Raw genomic sequence first — 17,521 nt, forward strand, 5'->3', positions numbered from 1 at the left:
TTTATAACCGCCAGCGACGTCACTCGCGTCTTGGCAATATATCGCCAGCCTTATTTGCTGAAAATTTTAATCGGCACTCACAGGCAGCTTAGAACATGAGTGTCCGCTATTGACAGTACACCTCAGAGATTACCGGCATCAAATCATCAAAATACTTATGAAGAATCCAAAACAATCAATTGTCAGTGAACCTGAAGCAGAGCTGCCAGAGTTGTTGCAAAGACTGGCAGTTGGCAAAGCGCTCAGGACAGATGTTCCACGAGCGTCACATGCCGCTTGGAAACCTGGAAAAAAGAGACGCGATATACTTAAGCTACTGGAGCAATCAAACAAAGGCAGGGTTGAAGACCTGATCCCGATTCGCTATGGTCGCATGCTGCAATCGCCGTTCGCTTTTTTGCGCGGCGCAGCCAATATTATGGCCTTTGACTTAGCAGAGTCACCGGTAACTGGTGTGAAAGTACAAGCTGGCGGTGACAGTCATCTGATGAATTTTGGTGAATTTGGTACGCCGGAACGCAATCTGATCTTTGATATAAATGATTTTGATGAAACATTGAGCGGCCCTTGGGAATGGGATATCAAGCGATTGGCTGCCAGCGTCATGGTGGCGGCACGCTATCGAAATTTCCCTGAACGCAATTGCCTGGAAGCAGTTTATGCTTCTGTTGCCAGCTACCGCGAAAAAATGGCCGAGTATGCCCACATGAGCCCGCTCGACCGTTGGTATGCTCGCATTGATGCCCAGGCGCTGGTCAATCTTGGACGCACGACAGATATCCGCAAAAAACGGGCGGAAGAAACTGCTCATGCTCGCGCACAAACGGTGGAGCATTTGCTGGCTAAATCGACAGAAATAATCAATGATAAACATCGCATCAAGGACAGTCCACCTCTGATTTATCACCCCAAAGATGATCTGGGTTTTGAAGATGAAATGCGCAATTTTTTTCATCTATACCGTCATACACTACCGAGTGACCGGAAATCGCTGATCGATCAATTTGAGTTGGTCGATGTCGTTATGAAAGTCGTCGGTGTCGGCAGCGTCGGTACACGTTGTGCAGTCGCCTTGTTCATGGCGCATGGCCATGAACCGCTATTCCTTCAATTCAAAGAGGCTCGTGCATCAATCCTTGAGCCTTATCATGGCAAGAGCCAATTTGGCTGTCACGGTCAACGGGTGGTGGAAGGGCAAAAGCTGATGCAGTCGGCAAGCGACATCTTTCTTGGATGGGCCCGATCAAGCGAAACTGGGATTGACTACTACATACGTCAACTCAAGGATATGAAGAGCTCTATCAATATCGACACCATTCAACTTCCCGAATTCATTGACTATGCAGGTTTTTGTGGATGGGCGCTGGCACGGGCTCACGCAAAATCAGGCAATCCAGCCGCCATTAGCGGCTATCTAGGTAAAAGTAATGTGTTTGATCTGGCATTGGGTGAATTTTCCCAAGCCTACGCCGACCAGACTGAAGCCGATTTTGAGACGCTTAAAAAGCGGTACAAATTGGAAAAATTGTAGCGTCAACAGGGGGTTGTTGTTCTATCGGGAACACCTCTTCATCAGTGAAATTCAGCGACAGTCCAGTTTGTTTCGAAACACCATCAAGAAGTGGCTCAAGGAAGGCGAAGAGGTAGATGTGAAATACTAGACACAAGCATCAAGAACAACAGGATAGGTTGAAATTCTCCACTAATACCACATGTCTAATTCTTGAGCTTGATCAGAAAGTGAGGTGGACTGTCAATAAACGGACACTCATGTTTCAAGCAGCCTGCGATTGCTGAATGAAATTTTCAGCAAAGAAGGCAGGTGGTACATTGCCGAGACGTGAGTGACGTCACTGGCGGTTATAAAATGTCATCACTGATTTCGAAATCGATAATACTGGTGCGCTTCTGTTCCATTTTCGAATTAAAAGCTTGCCATCTGGCGACTTTGCTTAAGAGCATGGAAGTTACAAAAACAGTCAAGCAAGAATCTCTCCAATTTAGATCCTCTGGCCTACAACATCAATGTTGGCTTGGCATTTGGTTAAAATGAACTGTGCTAGCATGTTTACGGATGGTCCGTCCGAGGCGTCAACCCACCATGCCATCAGGTCAACGATACCTCCAGCCAGATAGCACGCCTGCATTTGCCGTTGATTGTCAGTTACCTTCAGCTTAAGTAGATCTTGCTCTATCAGTTGAAAAACCATTTCCCGGAACCGGCGCTCGACACCATAACCACTCCGGCGACCAACGACGTTTCTGAATACCAGCCGATTTTCTTCCATATGCGCCAACAAGCCAGGCAGGAATGCAAATGACTGCTGCTGCCCTCCATTAGTTGCACTGGCGACAGTCAGGGTATCACGCAAGTCATTCAGGCTTTCTGACAGCAGATCATCCTTGCTATCAAAGTGCAGGTAAAACGTTGAGCGCCCGACATTGGCTCGCTCACAAATTTCCTGGATGCTGAGTTCATCCCAGCCATGTTCGGTCAACAAACTCAGTAAGGCCTCACGCAATGCCAATCGGGTCTTGAGAATACGTCGGTCAGGTACTGTTTCTGCGGACATGGTGCGGACTTCCTGAACAAGAATGAGAGAAATGTCTGTAAATGGTCGCGAAGAGGAATTTGGTTCTTCTGGCAATCTCACTTGCTTGCGATTATGGATGCCTGTCCATTTTCAGACAAGTCCAAGATGACAAACACCGTTGATAAACCTTTGCATAGTTCCTTGCAGCGAGGATACCGCCATCTACTGCGAGCCGCGTTGCTTATCTTGCTCACAACCAGCGAAATAGCGACCGCACAACAGCAGTCGGGCGACCTGACCGTGTTGGTCAGTGGTTTTAAAACCAGTCAAGGCCATGCTATTGCCAGACTCTATCTGCCAGGGAATGAAGTGACCAAGAAGGGACAACAGGAAATCAGCGCCACGATTCACGATGGGCAAAGCAGCTTCGTTTTTCCGGCTCTGCCTACGGGCGAGTATGCGGTCGTGGTTTTTCATGACGCCAATGATAACGGTACTGTTGATCACAACCTCTTTGGCTTGCCAGTGGAAGCGCTAGGTTTCTCCAATGGGTTCAGGGTCAGCCTGACCTCTGGAATGCCCAACTTTGAAAAGCTGCGCTTCGCACATGGCAATAGCCCACAAACCATCCAACTCAACGTGGAGTGAATACGATGCAAACCTTACCTGCCAAGACCTATACCTCTATATCTAAAAGTAGCTCTATGCGTGCATACCTCATCCGCTTCATCAAATTTGGTTTTTACCCCATCGGCCTGGCGCTTACACTGGCATTCATCTATCTGAATACCCAAAAATTGCTGGGAAACCCAAAACAGGCTTATACGATTTACTTGATAGCTGTGATAGGAACCATGCTCCTTTTGGAATGGACTATGCCAGCAAGGCCTGACTGGGCCATGACCTGGCGCAGCTTCTTCCGTAGGGACGTACCGATGATGTTGGCCAATGGCGCGGCACTGGCTTGCACTACCTCCGGTCTCACCGCACTGACGCAGTGGATTGGCGTTGGTACAGTCAGCAACACCCATTGGTTGCCATGGTGGGGACAAGCTTGCGCAGCGATTTTGATTTCTGACTTTCTGTGGTATTGGGTACATCGCTACAGCCACGAAGGACAAGGGCGTTTTGGGCAATGGATGTGGAAAACCCATGTGGCCCATCACCTCCCCAAACAAGTATATGTCTTCATGCACGCCGCTGGCCACCCCATCAATGGTGTTTATGTCAGGGCAATACTGATGTTGCCACCTGTGTTCCTTGGTTTTTCTACAGAAGCCATCTTTGCGGCCGCAGTCCTGACAGGTTTTCAGGGGCTGGTTTCACATTTCAATGTCAATGTCAGGGCGGGATACTTTAACTATATTTTCATGGGCACCGAACTCCACCGTTACCATCATAGTGCAGCGCTGGGCGAGGGGAAGAATTATGCAGCGGTTGTCACTATCTGGGACCAGCTTTTTGGTAGTTTTGACTACCACCCTGGTTCAATGCCTGAATCACTTGGTGTCCATGAGCCAGAAGCTTATCCTGAGAGCGCCGAAATGGTCCGCATATTGCTGATTCCATTCAAGTGAAAGGTAAGAAGTGTGTTTCAACGAATGCGTCTTGCTCCCGGCTAGGTTAGCACTAGATGCGGGAGAGGGTGCTGAAAGCACTTTACGCTCTGATCAAAATTGACGGGGAATCTTAAATTTACTACGCCAAGGAAGTCCACAATGTTGTCAGCACAAAAGTCGGGCTTTCTTCAGGACACCTTCCTGTATTTGAAAAATTTATGCGAACTGTATCTGAGATACGCCTAGGCTGCGGCTTTTTGTGCTTTGCATGGTTTCAAACCAAAACGCAAACTGAGGCAGCCGATAACAAAGTTGGCGGACACTATGTGTACTACAGTACGGTACTAACATGGTCTTCGTCCTATCATAAATTTTCAATAACTTTCCATTCGATCCAATAAGGAGAGAGCAAGTTGTTGGGTACCGCCAGGAGAAAACGATAAATATGAACAACATGCAATCCTGCATTGATGCCTGCAACAAATGCTATCAAACCTGCCTACAGACCGCCATGAACCATTGCCTCGATACGCGCGGCAAGCATGTTGAACCTGCGCATTTCCGGTTAATGATGAATTGTGCTCAGATATGCCAAACCTCAGTGGATTTGCAATTATCCGGATCTGCATTTTGCGCTAAATATTGTTCACTTTGCGTCGAGGTTTGCGAAGCCTGCGCTGATAGTAGCGCCGAACTGGACGAAATGGGCGATTGCGAAAAAGTCTGTCGTGATTGCGCAAGCAGTTGTCGCGCAATGGCCAACCACTAAAGGAGTGCAGCATGACAGAAATCCATCAGCCAGCCCCAGCTAAGAAATCATCTCACTTACGTAGTTTCATTCTGGCCTGCATCGTTTCCAGCATCAGTATGCCTTTGATCGCCAGCGCACAGATGAATTCCTCAGATTCCAAACCAGCGGTTAATGCCTCCATGCATAGTAATGCCATAGCTGAAAACAAAGACATGGCGATCAACAAATCAATGGAAGGAATGCAACAAAAATTGTCTTCCATGAGCATGTCCGGTAATACCGACCATGATTTCGCCATGATAATGAAAGAACATCATCAAGGAGCGATTGATATGGCCGAAGTCGAACTCAAGCAAGGGAAAGATCCGCAGTTGCAAAAAATGGCGTCTAAAATCATCGCCGCCCAAAAGAAGGAAATGGCTGAATTCGATACCTGGCTCAAAAAACATGAGGCCAACATGAGTTCCAGTCAGCCTGGTAAATAACCGATTCAAACCCATGTACGTGCTCCCCATTTTGATGGGGAGTAGCATGTAGAAAAATTTGCGCTATAATCCTCCACATGAAAAAGCTGTTTCGACTCTTTCTACTGTGCATCATGTTTGTGGCGATACCCTTCCAAGGCTTCGCTGCTGCGGCTATGGTGGACTGCAACACGGAACATCACCATGCATTCCCAGGTGAGCCTCATGACAATGCGCAAGCTAGACAACACGATCATCAGCACAGTGATGCTGATAAAGTCTCTGACCATGTAGTAGCTAAAGTGTCGCCCACCGCCAAGTCTATGAAAGACAAGTGTAGCGCTTGCGCTTCATGCTGTGTCGGTGCGGCTCTGGTCACCGACTCTACTGTCCCTCCCGTTTCCGCTCTTTCATCAGAAAAAATCAGTCTGGTTTTTTCTTCTCATTTCGGCCATATCAGTGATGGCCTCGAACGACCTCCCCGCGCTTAATTTCCACCTGCAACGCCAGTAGCTATTTGAAGCTATAGAGGCGCTGATCGTCTGTTCAATCAGCTTAGCTCTGCGTTGATATCCGCCATTGCGTTGCCGCGTCTGTATTCGCACGGTTCGTCTTGGACACATTACCTATTACTCACTGAGGATTTTATGAATCCATCTATTTTTCCGTCAAGGCTACGGTTGGTACTGGCTATGCTCGCCTTGCTTACCATGGGTCAGAACGTCCTTGCCAAGGAAGCAAGCCGCAGCCAACGACCTAATCCCGCAGACGCCCAGGCCATCGTGCCACCGGTGGTCTACCTGTCCACTTTACAAAACTATCGTCCCTTTCCCGATCAGGAAGTCGGCTCCTGGAAGGAGTTGAATGACACAACGGCACGTATTGGCGGATGGCGAGTTTATGCCAAACAGGCCAGAGAGCCAGACACCACCGACACCAAGCCTGCCCCGAAAGAAAAAGAAACTCCCGCAACGGACAAGGCCAAGTCGATGGATCACAGCAGTCATACAAAATGAAGGAAACCACCATGCGAACAACCTCAAATGGCAAGTTTTTCCACCGGCCGAGCAAGCTCGCCGCCCTGATTAGTCTCCCATTGATACTGGGCGGCTGCGCCAGCTTTAGTACTGATGGCGGATTTTCTACGGTAGAGCAAGTAGCAAAAGAGCGCCTTGGCAAGGAAGTTACCTGGCAGCGTTCTGATAACGCGGTTGATACCGCAGCACAAAGGGTAAAAGAATTACTTGCGTCCCCCTTGAGTGTCGATGATGCGGTGCAAATCGCCTTGCTTAATAATCGCGGGCTGCAGGCCTCGTTCTATGAACTGGGCATTTCCGAGTCTGATTTTGTGCAGGCCGGTCACCTACCTAATCCCGGGTTTTCATTTAGCCGTACACGGCAAGGTAGTGAAATTGAAATCGACCGCAGCCTGACTTTTAATATTGCTCACTTGTTGACGATGCCTTTAACAAGGCAGATGGAACAACGTTGCTTCGAGCAAACCAAGCGTGAAGTGACTATACAAATGCTGTCTTTGGCTGCGGAAACGCGCAAAGCCTACTACATAGCTGTGGCTGCAGACCAGACCATGCTGTACATGCAACAGGTCAAAAAAGCTGCTGATGCAGGCGCAGAGTTGGCTGGACGGCTGGCACAGGCAGGTAACTACAACAAACTGCAACAGGCCCGCGAACAAGGTTTTTTTGCTGAAGCCGCCCTCAACTTGGCGCGTGCTGAGCAGGCGCAAACGCGTAGCAAAGAGAAGCTGACGCGCCTAATCGGAATATGGGGGCCTCAAACAGCCTTTACCTTGCCGCTTAAATTGCCCGACCTACCCAAAAAGCCAGATGAAATGACGAATGTCGAGCAACTAGCAATGATGCAACGCCTGGATGTCCAGGCCGCTCGTCTGAGTACAGAGCAACTGGCTAAAAATCTGGGACTGAGCAAGGCGACGCGTTTCATCAATGTGCTGGAAGTAGGTGCTATTCGTAATACGTTCAATGATCAACCAATACAGAAAGGTTACTCGGTAACACTAGAGTTGCCACTCTTTGACTGGAGCGGTGCCAGGGTAGCGAAAGCGGAAGCACTGTATATGCAATCAATCAATCGCACTGCGGAAATTGCCGTCAATGCGCGATCTGAAGTCAGGGAAGCCTATCTGGGCTATCGCTCCAGCTATGACATTGCCATGCATTATCAGAATGAAATCGTGCCTTTGAAGAAGCGCGTGTCTGAAGAAAACCAGTTGCGCTACAACGGCATGCTGATCGGCGTGTTTGATCTGCTGGCCGATGCGCGCTCCCAAATCGCCAGTGTTAACAGTGCAATTGAGGCCAGTCGTGATTTCTGGATTGCGCAAGCTGATCTGGAAATGAGCTTATTGGGCCGTCCCAGCATGAGCGCCGCACCGATGACTGGTATGGGTGGCAGTGATGCACCGGCTGCTGGACATTGATGACGTCGCGCATTCTCAAAATAGAGGAAATAAAATGAGTTCAAGAAGAAGTTTTTTAAGCGGCCTGGGCGCGATCACTGCTGCTGCCTCCGCTGCGTCAGTCAGCAAAGTCGCCATGGCAGCATTGCCAGAACCTGCCACCCAGACCTCGCCGGATACCATGGCACCGCTAGTGCCAAATACAGGACGCCCGTATAACCCGGTGGTCACCCTTAATGGCTGGACCTTGCCATGGAGGATGAATAATGGCGTCAAGGAATTCCATCTGGTGGCTGAACCTGTCGTGCGTGAAATGGCTCCAGGCATGAAAGCACACTTGTGGGGTTATAACGGCCAGTCACCTGGTCCTACCATCGAAGTGGTCGAAGGCGACCGCGTGCGGATATTTGTCACTAACAAGCTGCCAGAACATACCAGCGTGCACTGGCATGGGCAACGCCTGCCGAACGGCATGGATGGTGTTTCAGGCCTGACCCAAAAGTCGATACAGCCTGGCAAGACATTCATGTATGAGTTTGTCGCACGCAGGCCTGGCACTTTTATGTATCACCCGCATGCGGATGAAATGACACAAATGGCGATGGGCATGATGGGCTTTTGGGTAACGCATCCCAAAGCTAAACATCCGCAGATTGCTGAAGTGGATCGCGATTTCGTATTCCTGCTCAATGCCTACGATATTGATCCTGGTGCCTTCACCCCCAAGACTTCGACCATGCTGGACTTCAACCTGTGGAGCTGGAATAGCCGCGTCTTCCCCGGCATTGACCCGTTCGTCGTACGTAAGAACGACAAGGTTCGTATCCGTATCGGTAATCTGACGATGACGAATCATCCTATTCACATTCATGGCCATGAATTCCAGGTCACAGGCACGGACGGCGGCCCGGTTCCTCAATCTGCGCGCTGGCCAGAAGTCACGACAGATATCGCGGTAGGCCAAATGCGCCAGATCGAGTTTCTTGCAGATGAAGAAGGGGACTGGGCCTTCCATTGCCACAAGTCGCACCACACCATGAACGCGATGGGCCACGACACTCCTAACCTTATCGGTGTTGACCACACTGGTGTTGCTAAGAAAATCACCAGCCTCATCCCTGAATACATGGCCATGGGTGAACGTGGCATGGCTAATATGGGGGAAATGGAAATGCCGCTCCCTGACAATACCTTGCCTATGATGACGGGTGAAGGCCCATTTGGTGGCGTCGAGATGGGGGGGATGTTCAGCGTCCTGAAAGTCAGGAAAGACCAGAAGCCAGGCGACTACAAGGATCACGGATGGTACAAACACCCGCCAGGAACAGTTGCGCAGGAATGGACCGGCAACATCGCAGAACCTGCTCGGGCAACAACCGTAGGCGGTAAATCCATGCCCTTGAAACAAAAAAATCAGCAACAAGTAGAAGTACAAGTCCGCAAACCTGTCGGCAAGATGGAACATTAATATTTAATACTGAAAGGATCACCCCATGAAAACTCGTCTCACTACCATCACAGTCACTTTAGCGCTCGCATTCGCCGCTCAAACCAGTTTCGCCCATGATGACCACGCACATGGTCATGATAGCGAAGCCATCGGGAAGCCAGGCGTCGCCACGGCAACTACCCGTACGGTCAATGTCAACATGACTGACAACATGCGTTTTACACCTTCCAACATCGTCGCCAAGCAAGGTGAAACCATCCGTTTCGTGATTAAGAATTCAGGCGGCATAAAGCATGAATTCGTCCTGGGAACAGAAAAGGAACTGAAAGAACACTACGAAGTCATGAAGAAAAATCCAGAAATGGAACACAGTGATCCCAACATGATCACCCTGGCTGGTGGTCAGACAGGTGAAGTTGTTTGGCAATTCACCAAGGCTGGAAAGATTGATTTCGCATGCCTGCAACCTGGTCATTATGACGCTGGCATGAAGGGTAAGGTCACCGTCGCAAAAGGCAAGACGGTTGCCGCAGCTAGTGCCGGTGCTGAACCTGATGCTCACGAACACAAACACTAATGATGCAGACCGTGTACGCAACTGATTGCACGGTAATTTGATTTATTCACTTAAAAAATAGGAAACATCATGACCATTATTAAATCTCTGACCTTGGGCGTTCTTACTGCCATCACATTTCATACAGCCTTTGCTTCAGATCACTTCATGTCTGCAAAAGCATCTGCTTCCATGAGTAGTGCCAATAGTGCCAGTAGCGACATGACGGATGGCGAAGTCAAAAAAATTGATAAGAGTACTAACAAGATCACGCTGAAACACGGCGATATCAAGAACCTGAATATGCCTGGCATGACCATGGTGTTCAAGATCAAAGACCCCGCTGCACTTGACACACTGAAGGCTGGAGACAAGGTGGAATTCAGAGCTGAAAAAGTGGATGGCGCAATCGTGGTCACGGAAATACAAGTCGCAAAATAAACGCAACGCGCTACGTGTGCCAGTGAGCCAAAAGATGCCTTGGCTGCCTTCTATGCGGCCATGGCTGCAGGTGATAAAGCGAAGGCCACTGAACTTCTTGTACCGGACGTCACGATCTATGAGTCCGGTTATGTCGAACGTTCACGGGCAGAGTATGCCGGACATCATCTGTCGGAAGATATCGCTTTTGCCAAGACATCGACACGTACGGTATTGCAGCAAAACCAAAGAGTTAACGGAAATCTGGCAGTGATTTGGGCGGAAACAGAGACCAAAGCCAAAGTAAAGGGTAAGGACATACAAATTCTTGGAACAGAAACTGCCTTACTGCAAAAAAATGGCGAAGACTGGCAAATCGTGCATGTGCATTGGTCTTCGCGAAAAGCGAAATAGCAATGAACGAATTCCAGTTTCAATAGCATCAATATCCGGTAATTGTGACCACGTATAGCGGCAGCGGACCCGATAAAAAAGTCTAGGAAGACTGCGTAAATGGGCGTCCTAGATTTTCCAGCTGCTACTGGCGTTTTATATTCGATGATGTGGACATCTGACTATTTGAGACTGATCAAGGAAATATCTGGCAAAGGCAACTATAATCTGGGTAAGGAAATTAATTAATGCAGTTCACTGATTTCCTGATCCATTTTTTATGTTAAGTTAATTAAATGCAATAAAAATACGTGAAATTATCTCGTCCACATCGCTTGCTCACTGCGTTGATCATACTCTTCAGCATGCTGTTTATGCAGTTTGCTGTGGCGTCATACGTGTGCCCGGGCCATATTACGGGTAGTGAAATTCCTGCTTTATCTGGAGATATCAGCTTTGTCGCAATGGGCGATTGTGCTGGCATGGACAAAGAGCAACCTGCATTGTGTCATGCGCATGCCGACGATCCGTATTCAAAACAATCATTGGATAAGCCGCAAACACCCGATGTGCAACCCTTTGTATTGGCGGGATTGACGCTGACCTTGCAACTGACGGACACTGCAGGTCTTCCACCAGAGCGTCAACCGCAACTCTCCCATCTGGCACGTTCCAGCGCACCGCCCATCGCTATACGCAACTGCTGTTTCCGCATTTAAATTTCCAGATTGCCTAGTCTGTCACTGCTACGTCTTATCGACGGAAGTGCCATTTTTTGCTATCTGGAGGTTTCATGTCATTCTCATTCCGTGCGCCTATGTTTGCGCACCAAAAAACAAAACTGCATTCTCAGTTCCTAGTGCTGATTCCTGTAGCGATTGCTTTTGGGCTTACTCCGCTCAATGTTCTCGCTACAGAGTCTTTACTGACTTTGGGCAATGCCCAACAACTTGCAGTTATCCGTTCCCGTCAATTGATCGCGCAAGATATGGCTGTCACTGCTTCCCGAGAAATGGCAGTCGCTGCCGGTCAGTTGCCTGATCCTATCTTGAAGGCTGGAATCGATAATTTGCCAATCAGCGGCCCTGACCGTGGCAGTTTGACTAGCGATTTCATGACCATGCGTCGCATTGGCGTCATGCAAGAATTGACCAGAAACGACAAACGCCAATTACGCGCAGAGCGCTACGACCGGCTTGCCGACAAGTCCCTGGCAGAGAAAAGCAGCGCGATTGCCGCTATCCAACGCGACACCGCTGTCGCTTGGCTCGATCGATACTACGCAGAACGTATGGCTGCTGTAGTCACAGAACAATCCATTCAGGCCAAACTTGAAATTGAAGCGGCCGAGAGTAGTTACCGCGCTGGTCGTGGCAACCAGGCAGATATCTTCGCAGCCCGAAGTGCACTCAGCATGGTCGATGACCGTCAAAGTGAAATCTTACGCAAAGTGCGTACGGCCAAGACGATGTTAAGCCGTTGGACTGGAGGTGACCCAGAACTTGCGTTGGCAGGTGAGCCCAGTATCGAGAAGATTCGCCTGGATTTATCGGCACTGGACAAGTCACTTGCTCACCATCCCCAGATTGCAGTGCTGACCAGGCAAACGGAGATTGCTGAGACAGATGCCAGATTGGCCGAAGCCAATAAAAAAACCGACTGGAGTGTTGAAGTCGCGTTCCAGCAACGTGGCCCAGCTTATTCCAATATGGTTTCGGTCGGCATATCACTGCCTTTCCAGTGGGATCAAAAGAATCGCCAAGATCGTGAACTGTCTTCCAAATTGGCAATGGTCGAACAGGCTAAGGCAGAACGTGATGAAACATTGCGTGCACATGTTGCGGAAACGAAAGCGATGATAGAAGAGTGGCAAACTGACCTCGAACGCTGTACTCGTTATGAGCACGAATTGATACCGCTGGCAAAAGAGCATACTCAAGCCATATTGGGTGCCTATCGCGGCGGCAAGTCCAGTCTGGGTGATGTGCTGGCGGCTCGCCGCAACGAAACCGACGTACGACTACAGGCCTTGCAACTACAAGCCGACACTGCCCGTTTATGGGCGCAACTTAATTTCCTGTTTCCTGTCGATGTCCAAGCGACGTATCCAACCCAATCCATGAAAAAGGATATGCCATGAACAATAAGAAAATCCTCATTGCCCTGGTTAGTGCTGGCGTACTGACTGGTAGTGGTTATGGTCTGTATCGCCTTGGCCTCAAGCAAGGAATGCAAGAGGCTGACGGGTCACACTCAAGTGCCTCAACAACGAGTTCTGCTACGGGTATTAAAAAGGTACTGTATTGGCATGATCCCATGGTTCCCGGTCAAAAATTTGATAAGCCTGGCAAATCGCCTTTCATGGACATGCAATTAGTACCTGTTTATGCTGATGGTGGCGATGAAGGTTCGGTCAGCATCAGTCCCCGTGTACAACAAAATCTTGGTATACGCACTGCAGAAGTGACACGCAGCAGCCTGGCATCGGCTGTGGTGGCGCTTGGCAGTGTTGCTTATAACGAGCGTGATGTCGCTCTGGTACAGGCACGTAGCAATGCCTTTGTCGAAAAACTCTACGTTCGCGCACCTTTAGATACAGTCAAGAAAGGCCAGGTACTGGCTGAGCTATACGTGCCGGATTGGGTTGCTGCACAGGAAGAATACCTGACGGCGAAGCGCATGCAGGCTAGCGGTATTGCCGGATTAATGGATGGGGCCAAGCAACGCATGCGCCTGGTTGGGATGAGCGATGATCAAATACGCGCAGTAGAGGCTAGCGGCAAGGTGCACACACGTATCACTGTCACGGCCCCGGTCAGCGGCGTAGTCTCGGAATTGTCTGTACGTGAAGGTATGACCGTCACGACCGGTGCGCCCTTATTCCGTATCAATGGTCTGGGCACGATCTGGGTCAATGCCGACATTCCTGAAAATCTATCTGCCAAGGTACACGTAGGAAATGCCGTCGAAGCACGCACTCCATCCTTGCCAGGCGTTATCTTCAAAGGCAGGGTCAGTGCCATTCTTCCCCAGATTGACGTCGCTACCCGTACTCTGAAAGCACGTATCGAACTGGCAAATCCGACTGGTCAACTGGTGCCAGGCATGTTTGCCAATTTGAGCTTCAGTTCTGAGGCCCGCAACGATATTTTGCAAGTACCTACCGAGGCTGTCATCCAGACGGGCACTCGCGCCGTGGTGATGGTCGCACAAGGCGATGGTAAATTCATACCCGTTGATGTCGAAACCGGTACAGAGGCAAATGGACAAACTGAAATCCTTAAAGGCCTGGAAGCTGGACAAAAAGTCGTGGTATCCGGTCAATTCCTGATCGATTCCGAAGCGAGCCTGAAAGGTACAGCGACGCGCATGGGGGATGCGCCAACGGTCAATGCCGACAAAGCTACCGCAGCGACACACCACGGTAGTGGCAAAGTCGAAAACATAGACAAGAACGAAATCACGCTATCTCATGATCCTATACCGTCTCTGGAATGGAAAGCGATGACGATGGGCTTCAAGCTACCATCGAATGGTTTGCCTGCAAACGTCGCCGTTGGCGATAGCGTGATTTTTGACATACGCCAAACCAAGGACGGTTTGTACCAGATCACTTCGATCTCACCAACGGCAGAAACACCCAAATCCGGCCCACCAGCTAAAAAGATGAACGATACGGTGAAGATGCCTTCCTCATCTGCAGGAGCAAAAAAATGATGGCCAAACTAATACGCTGGTCAATCGCCAACCGCTTTCTAGTGTTGCTGGCTACGCTGATGATGACGGCCTGGGGTATCTGGTCTTTGTCGCGTACACCGCTCGATGCGATTCCTGACCTGTCGGATGTACAAGTCATCATCCGTACAAGTTACCCCGGCCAGGCACCACAAATTGTTGAAAACCAGATTACCTATCCTTTGACGACGACCATGCTCTCCGTACCGGGTGCCAAGACGGTACGCGGCTATTCATTCTTTGGGGATTCTTTCGTCTATGTATTGTTTGAAGATGGTACCGATATGTACTGGGCACGTTCCCGCGTATTGGAATACCTGAACCAAGTGCAGTCTCGCTTGCCGCCCCAGGCAAAAGCTTCACTCGGCCCTGATGCCACGGGTGTAGGTTGGGTGTATGAATATGCCTTGGTGGACCGCAGCGGCAAGATGGATTTATCGCAATTACGGGCATTCCAGGACTGGTTCTTGAAGTACGAACTGAAATCAGTGCCAAATGTGTCCGAGGTGGCCAGCATAGGCGGCATGGTACGCCAGTACCAGATACAGCTCGACCCAGATAAGATGCGCGCCTACAACATCCCGCATGGAAAAATCATAGCAGCTGTGCAGAAGGCCAATCAGGAAACCGGTGGTTCAGTACTGGAACTGGGGGAAGCCGAGTATATAGTGCGTGCATCCGGGTACCTGAAATCATTGGATGACTTCCGTAAAATACCTTTGATGACTACAGATGCCGGTGTATCAGTGCGACTGGGAGACGTGGCCCGCATACAGATCGGACCTGAAATGCGGCGCGGCATCGCCGACTTGAACGGTGAAGGCGAGGTTGCTGGTGGTGTGATTGTCATGCGGTCCGGCAAAAACGCACTGGAAACCATCGATGCAGTCAAAGTCAAGCTGGCAAAGCTCAAGGCTAGCCTTCCTGCGGGTGTGGAAATCGTCACTACCTATGACCGGTCCAATCTAATCAATCGCGCCGTCAAGAACCTGCAAGAGAAGTTAATAGAGGAATTCATTGTTGTCGCCATTGTCTGCGCCATTTTCTTGTTTCATCTGCGCTCAGCGTTGGTCGCCATCGTCACTTTGCCAATTGGTATACTGATGGCCTTCATCGTCATGTATTACCAGGGCGTGAATGCCAATATCATGTCGCTGGGCGGGATTGCCATTGCAGTCGGTGCCATGGTTGATGCAGCAGTGGTCATGATAGAGAATGCCCACAAGCATATCGAAGCGTGGAACCACGCGCATTCCGGTGAGAAACTTCACGGCGAAGCCCATTGGCGGGTGATCGGTGATGCGGCAACTGAGGTAGGACCAGCCCTGTTTTTTTCATTGCTCATCATTGTCTTGTCCTTTATACCGGTCTTTACCCTGGAGGCGCAGGAAGGGCGCTTATTTTCTCCGCTGGCATTTACCAAGACGTATGCCATGGCGGCGGCAGCAGGCCTTGCTGTGACCTTGATACCAGTACTAATGGGTTACCTGATCCGTGGCAAGATACCTGATGAACAACAGAACCCCTTGAATCGCGTCTTGATTGCCATATACCGGCCTTTATTGGACGTAGTATTACGCTTCCCGAAAAGCACTTTACTGGTCGCAGGTTTGGTTGCTGTAGTAACAGTGTGGCCAATGGCACGGCTTGGTGGTGAGTTCATGCCGCCACTGGATGAAGGTGATTTGCTTTATATGCCGTCTGCGCTACCAGGCATAGGCGCTGGCAAGGTTTCAGAGTTACTACAGCAGACCGATCGATTGATTAAAACAGTACCAGAGGTAAAAAGTGTATTTGGCAAAGCAGGGCGTGCTGAAAGTGCGACTGATCCGGCTCCCCTGGAAATGTTCGAGACCACGATACAATTCAAGCCACGAGATCAATGGCGGCCTGGCATGACGACCGATAAGCTGGTAGAAGAACTGGATCGTATAGTTAAAGCCCCTGGGCTATCCAATATCTGGGTGCCACCTATCCGGAATCGCATCGACATGCTTGCGACCGGTATTAAGAGTCCGGTGGGCGTTAAAGTGGCAGGCACCAGCCTGAAAGAAATAGACCGGATTACCAGCGATATTGAACGTGTTATCAAAAACCTTCCTGGAGTGTCTTCAGCCCTGGCGGAAAGACTCAATGGCGGACGTTATATCGATGTCGATATCAACCGGGATGCAGCGGCGCGCTACGGTCTCAATATCGCAGATGTACAAAGCATCGTGACCGCAGCGATTGGCGGGGATAATATCGGCGAAACCATTGAGGGCTTACAGCGATTTCCGATCAACGTTCGATATCCGAGAGAAGTACGTGACTCAGTCGAAAAGCTGCGGCAGTTACCAGTGCTGACTGAACGTGGCGCACAAATCCGGCTGGGTGATGTAGCAGAAATTCGCATTAATGACGGGCCACCTATGTTGAAGAGCGAAAATGCCCGCCTGTCCGGGTGGGTATACGTTGACATCCGTGATCGTGACTTGAACTCGACAGTACGTGAAATGCAGGAGGTCGTTACCAGGGAAGTCAAGCTGACTGCAGGTTATTCGATTGCCTGGTCCGGACAATTTGAATATCTGGAGCGTGCCACTGCCAAACTGAAAATCGTCGTACCGGCGACCTTGCTAATCATCTTTGTACTGTTATACATGACCTTCAAGCGTGTCGACGAAGCAGCACTGATCATGGCGACCTTGCCGTTTGCATTGGCTGGTGGTATATGGTTGCTATGGGCGCTTGGCCATAATCTGTCGGTTGCCAGTGGCGTCGGCTTTATCGCACTGGCGGGTGTTTCCGCTGAATTTGGTGTGATCATGCTTTTGTATCTGAAGCATGCCTGGGAAGCGCGTGTCGCCAATGGAAGTGCCGATGAAAAAGATTTGCTGGAAGCTATTCGGGAAGGTGCAGTACTGCGGGTGAGGCCGAAAGCAATGACGGTCGCTGTCATCATTGCAGGTCTGGTTCCCATCATGCTTGGTACGGGTACCAGTTCGGAAGTCATGAAGCGCATCGCAGCACCTATGGTGGGTGGCATGGTCACAGCACCATTGCTGTCGATGTTTGTTGTGCCAGCAGTGTATTTGCTTTTGCGTCGCAGGAAATTGTGAACTGATGAAAAGGGAAGCAACCTTGCCTTTGTACTAGGGGGTGTCCGGGATTTTGTGTAAACGGTTTTTCATTTATTTCAGCGACATCCGGTCATCGAACTGGACGGTAAAGCGATTG

The 17,521-nt window shown here is 49.9% G+C and carries 16 protein-coding genes; 15 read left to right on the plus strand and 1 reads right to left on the minus strand.

Annotated features, from left to right (window positions below):
* Nucleotides 1–157: 157 nt before the first annotated feature.
* A complete protein-coding gene (locus ACO0LC_RS27570) occupies nucleotides 158–1,531 on the plus strand; it encodes a DUF2252 domain-containing protein (protein WP_423009200.1) in 1,374 nt (457 codons plus the stop codon).
* Between the two features lie 469 nt (nucleotides 1,532–2,000).
* Here the strand turns inward: ACO0LC_RS27570 and ACO0LC_RS27575 are convergent, their stop codons facing one another.
* Nucleotides 2,001–2,573 carry a TetR/AcrR family transcriptional regulator gene (locus ACO0LC_RS27575; RefSeq protein WP_423009202.1) on the minus strand — a complete coding sequence of 191 codons (573 nt, stop codon included), beginning with the start codon at nucleotides 2,571–2,573 and terminating at the stop codon, nucleotides 2,001–2,003.
* A 126-nt stretch (nucleotides 2,574–2,699) separates the two neighbouring features.
* Between ACO0LC_RS27575 and ACO0LC_RS27580 the strand changes: the two genes are divergently transcribed.
* The 14 genes from ACO0LC_RS27580 (at nucleotide 2,700) to ACO0LC_RS27645 (ending at nucleotide 17,403) form a co-directional block, all read left to right on the plus strand.
* Entirely contained in the window at nucleotides 2,700–3,182 is a 483-nt protein-coding gene (locus ACO0LC_RS27580) for a DUF2141 domain-containing protein (protein WP_423009204.1), read from the plus strand.
* Between the two features lie 56 nt (nucleotides 3,183–3,238).
* Nucleotides 3,239–4,111: a sterol desaturase family protein gene (locus tag ACO0LC_RS27585; RefSeq protein WP_423009206.1), complete on the plus strand. Its 873-nt coding sequence runs from the start codon at nucleotides 3,239–3,241 to the stop codon at nucleotides 4,109–4,111.
* 849 nt (nucleotides 4,112–4,960) lie between these two features.
* Nucleotides 4,961–5,329 carry a DUF305 domain-containing protein gene (locus ACO0LC_RS27590; RefSeq protein WP_423009208.1) on the plus strand — a complete coding sequence of 123 codons (369 nt, stop codon included), beginning with the start codon at nucleotides 4,961–4,963 and terminating at the stop codon, nucleotides 5,327–5,329.
* A gap of 77 nt (nucleotides 5,330–5,406) precedes the next feature.
* Nucleotides 5,407–5,799 carry a hypothetical protein gene (locus tag ACO0LC_RS27595; RefSeq protein ID WP_423009210.1) on the plus strand — a complete coding sequence of 131 codons (393 nt, stop codon included), beginning with the start codon at nucleotides 5,407–5,409 and terminating at the stop codon, nucleotides 5,797–5,799.
* A gap of 156 nt (nucleotides 5,800–5,955) precedes the next feature.
* Nucleotides 5,956–6,324: a hypothetical protein gene (locus tag ACO0LC_RS27600; protein ID WP_423009212.1), complete on the plus strand. Its 369-nt coding sequence runs from the start codon at nucleotides 5,956–5,958 to the stop codon at nucleotides 6,322–6,324.
* An 11-nt stretch (nucleotides 6,325–6,335) separates the two neighbouring features.
* Nucleotides 6,336–7,769: a TolC family protein gene (locus tag ACO0LC_RS27605; protein WP_423009213.1), complete on the plus strand. Its 1,434-nt coding sequence runs from the start codon at nucleotides 6,336–6,338 to the stop codon at nucleotides 7,767–7,769.
* Nucleotides 7,770–7,803: 34 nt separating this feature from the next.
* Complete coding sequence (locus ACO0LC_RS27610) at nucleotides 7,804–9,216, plus strand: multicopper oxidase family protein (RefSeq protein ID WP_423009215.1); 1,413 nt, start codon at nucleotides 7,804–7,806, stop codon at nucleotides 9,214–9,216.
* 25 nt (nucleotides 9,217–9,241) lie between these two features.
* Nucleotides 9,242–9,775, plus strand: a complete 534-nt coding sequence (locus tag ACO0LC_RS27615; protein ID WP_423009217.1) for a cupredoxin domain-containing protein — start codon at nucleotides 9,242–9,244, stop codon at nucleotides 9,773–9,775.
* A 69-nt stretch (nucleotides 9,776–9,844) separates the two neighbouring features.
* Nucleotides 9,845–10,195 (plus strand): copper-binding protein, encoded by a 351-nt coding sequence (locus tag ACO0LC_RS27620; RefSeq protein WP_423009219.1) that lies wholly within the window; start codon nucleotides 9,845–9,847, stop codon nucleotides 10,193–10,195.
* 39 nt (nucleotides 10,196–10,234) lie between these two features.
* Complete coding sequence (locus ACO0LC_RS27625; RefSeq protein ID WP_423009221.1) at nucleotides 10,235–10,588, plus strand: DUF4440 domain-containing protein; 354 nt, start codon at nucleotides 10,235–10,237, stop codon at nucleotides 10,586–10,588.
* A gap of 290 nt (nucleotides 10,589–10,878) precedes the next feature.
* A complete protein-coding gene (locus ACO0LC_RS27630; RefSeq protein WP_423009223.1) occupies nucleotides 10,879–11,286 on the plus strand; it encodes a hypothetical protein in 408 nt (135 codons plus the stop codon).
* Between the two features lie 74 nt (nucleotides 11,287–11,360).
* The gene (locus tag ACO0LC_RS27635) at nucleotides 11,361–12,707 is read left to right on the plus strand and encodes a TolC family protein (protein WP_423009225.1); all 1,347 of its coding nucleotides are present in this window, start codon (nucleotides 11,361–11,363) and stop codon (nucleotides 12,705–12,707) included.
* Nucleotides 12,704–14,284: an efflux RND transporter periplasmic adaptor subunit gene (locus ACO0LC_RS27640; protein WP_423009227.1), complete on the plus strand. Its 1,581-nt coding sequence runs from the start codon at nucleotides 12,704–12,706 to the stop codon at nucleotides 14,282–14,284. The genes ACO0LC_RS27635 and ACO0LC_RS27640 overlap by 4 nt, the downstream gene beginning before the upstream one ends.
* Nucleotides 14,281–17,403, plus strand: a complete 3,123-nt coding sequence (locus tag ACO0LC_RS27645) for an efflux RND transporter permease subunit (protein WP_423009229.1) — start codon at nucleotides 14,281–14,283, stop codon at nucleotides 17,401–17,403. Before ACO0LC_RS27640 ends, ACO0LC_RS27645 begins: the two co-directional genes overlap by 4 nt.
* Nucleotides 17,404–17,521 lie beyond the last annotated feature (118 nt).

The sequence above is a fragment of the Undibacterium sp. JH2W genome (genome assembly GCF_049340425.1).
Classification (GTDB): Bacteria; Pseudomonadota; Gammaproteobacteria; order Burkholderiales; family Burkholderiaceae_D; genus Undibacterium.

Excerpts from the sequence above, each read along its gene's own strand:
- ACO0LC_RS27590 (WP_423009208.1), top strand. The coding sequence starts at position 4,961 with ATGCCTTTGATCGCCAGCGCACAGATGAATTCCTCAGATTCCAAACCA.
- ACO0LC_RS27645 (WP_423009229.1), top strand. The coding sequence starts at position 14,281 with ATGATGGCCAAACTAATACGCTGGTCAATCGCCAACCGCTTTCTAGTG.
- ACO0LC_RS27610 (WP_423009215.1), top strand. The coding sequence starts at position 7,804 with ATGAGTTCAAGAAGAAGTTTTTTAAGCGGCCTGGGCGCGATCACTGCT.
- ACO0LC_RS27570 (WP_423009200.1), top strand. The coding sequence starts at position 158 with ATGAAGAATCCAAAACAATCAATTGTCAGTGAACCTGAAGCAGAGCTG.
- ACO0LC_RS27640 (WP_423009227.1), top strand. The coding sequence starts at position 12,704 with ATGAACAATAAGAAAATCCTCATTGCCCTGGTTAGTGCTGGCGTACTG.
- ACO0LC_RS27620 (WP_423009219.1), top strand. The coding sequence starts at position 9,845 with ATGACCATTATTAAATCTCTGACCTTGGGCGTTCTTACTGCCATCACA.
- ACO0LC_RS27600 (WP_423009212.1), top strand. The coding sequence starts at position 5,956 with ATGAATCCATCTATTTTTCCGTCAAGGCTACGGTTGGTACTGGCTATG.
- ACO0LC_RS27580 (WP_423009204.1), top strand. The coding sequence starts at position 2,700 with ATGACAAACACCGTTGATAAACCTTTGCATAGTTCCTTGCAGCGAGGA.
- ACO0LC_RS27575 (WP_423009202.1), bottom strand. The coding sequence starts at position 2,573 with ATGTCCGCAGAAACAGTACCTGACCGACGTATTCTCAAGACCCGATTG.
- ACO0LC_RS27585 (WP_423009206.1), top strand. The coding sequence starts at position 3,239 with ATGCGTGCATACCTCATCCGCTTCATCAAATTTGGTTTTTACCCCATC.
- ACO0LC_RS27605 (WP_423009213.1), top strand. The coding sequence starts at position 6,336 with ATGCGAACAACCTCAAATGGCAAGTTTTTCCACCGGCCGAGCAAGCTC.
- ACO0LC_RS27635 (WP_423009225.1), top strand. The coding sequence starts at position 11,361 with ATGTCATTCTCATTCCGTGCGCCTATGTTTGCGCACCAAAAAACAAAA.
- ACO0LC_RS27595 (WP_423009210.1), top strand. The coding sequence starts at position 5,407 with ATGAAAAAGCTGTTTCGACTCTTTCTACTGTGCATCATGTTTGTGGCG.
- ACO0LC_RS27615 (WP_423009217.1), top strand. The coding sequence starts at position 9,242 with ATGAAAACTCGTCTCACTACCATCACAGTCACTTTAGCGCTCGCATTC.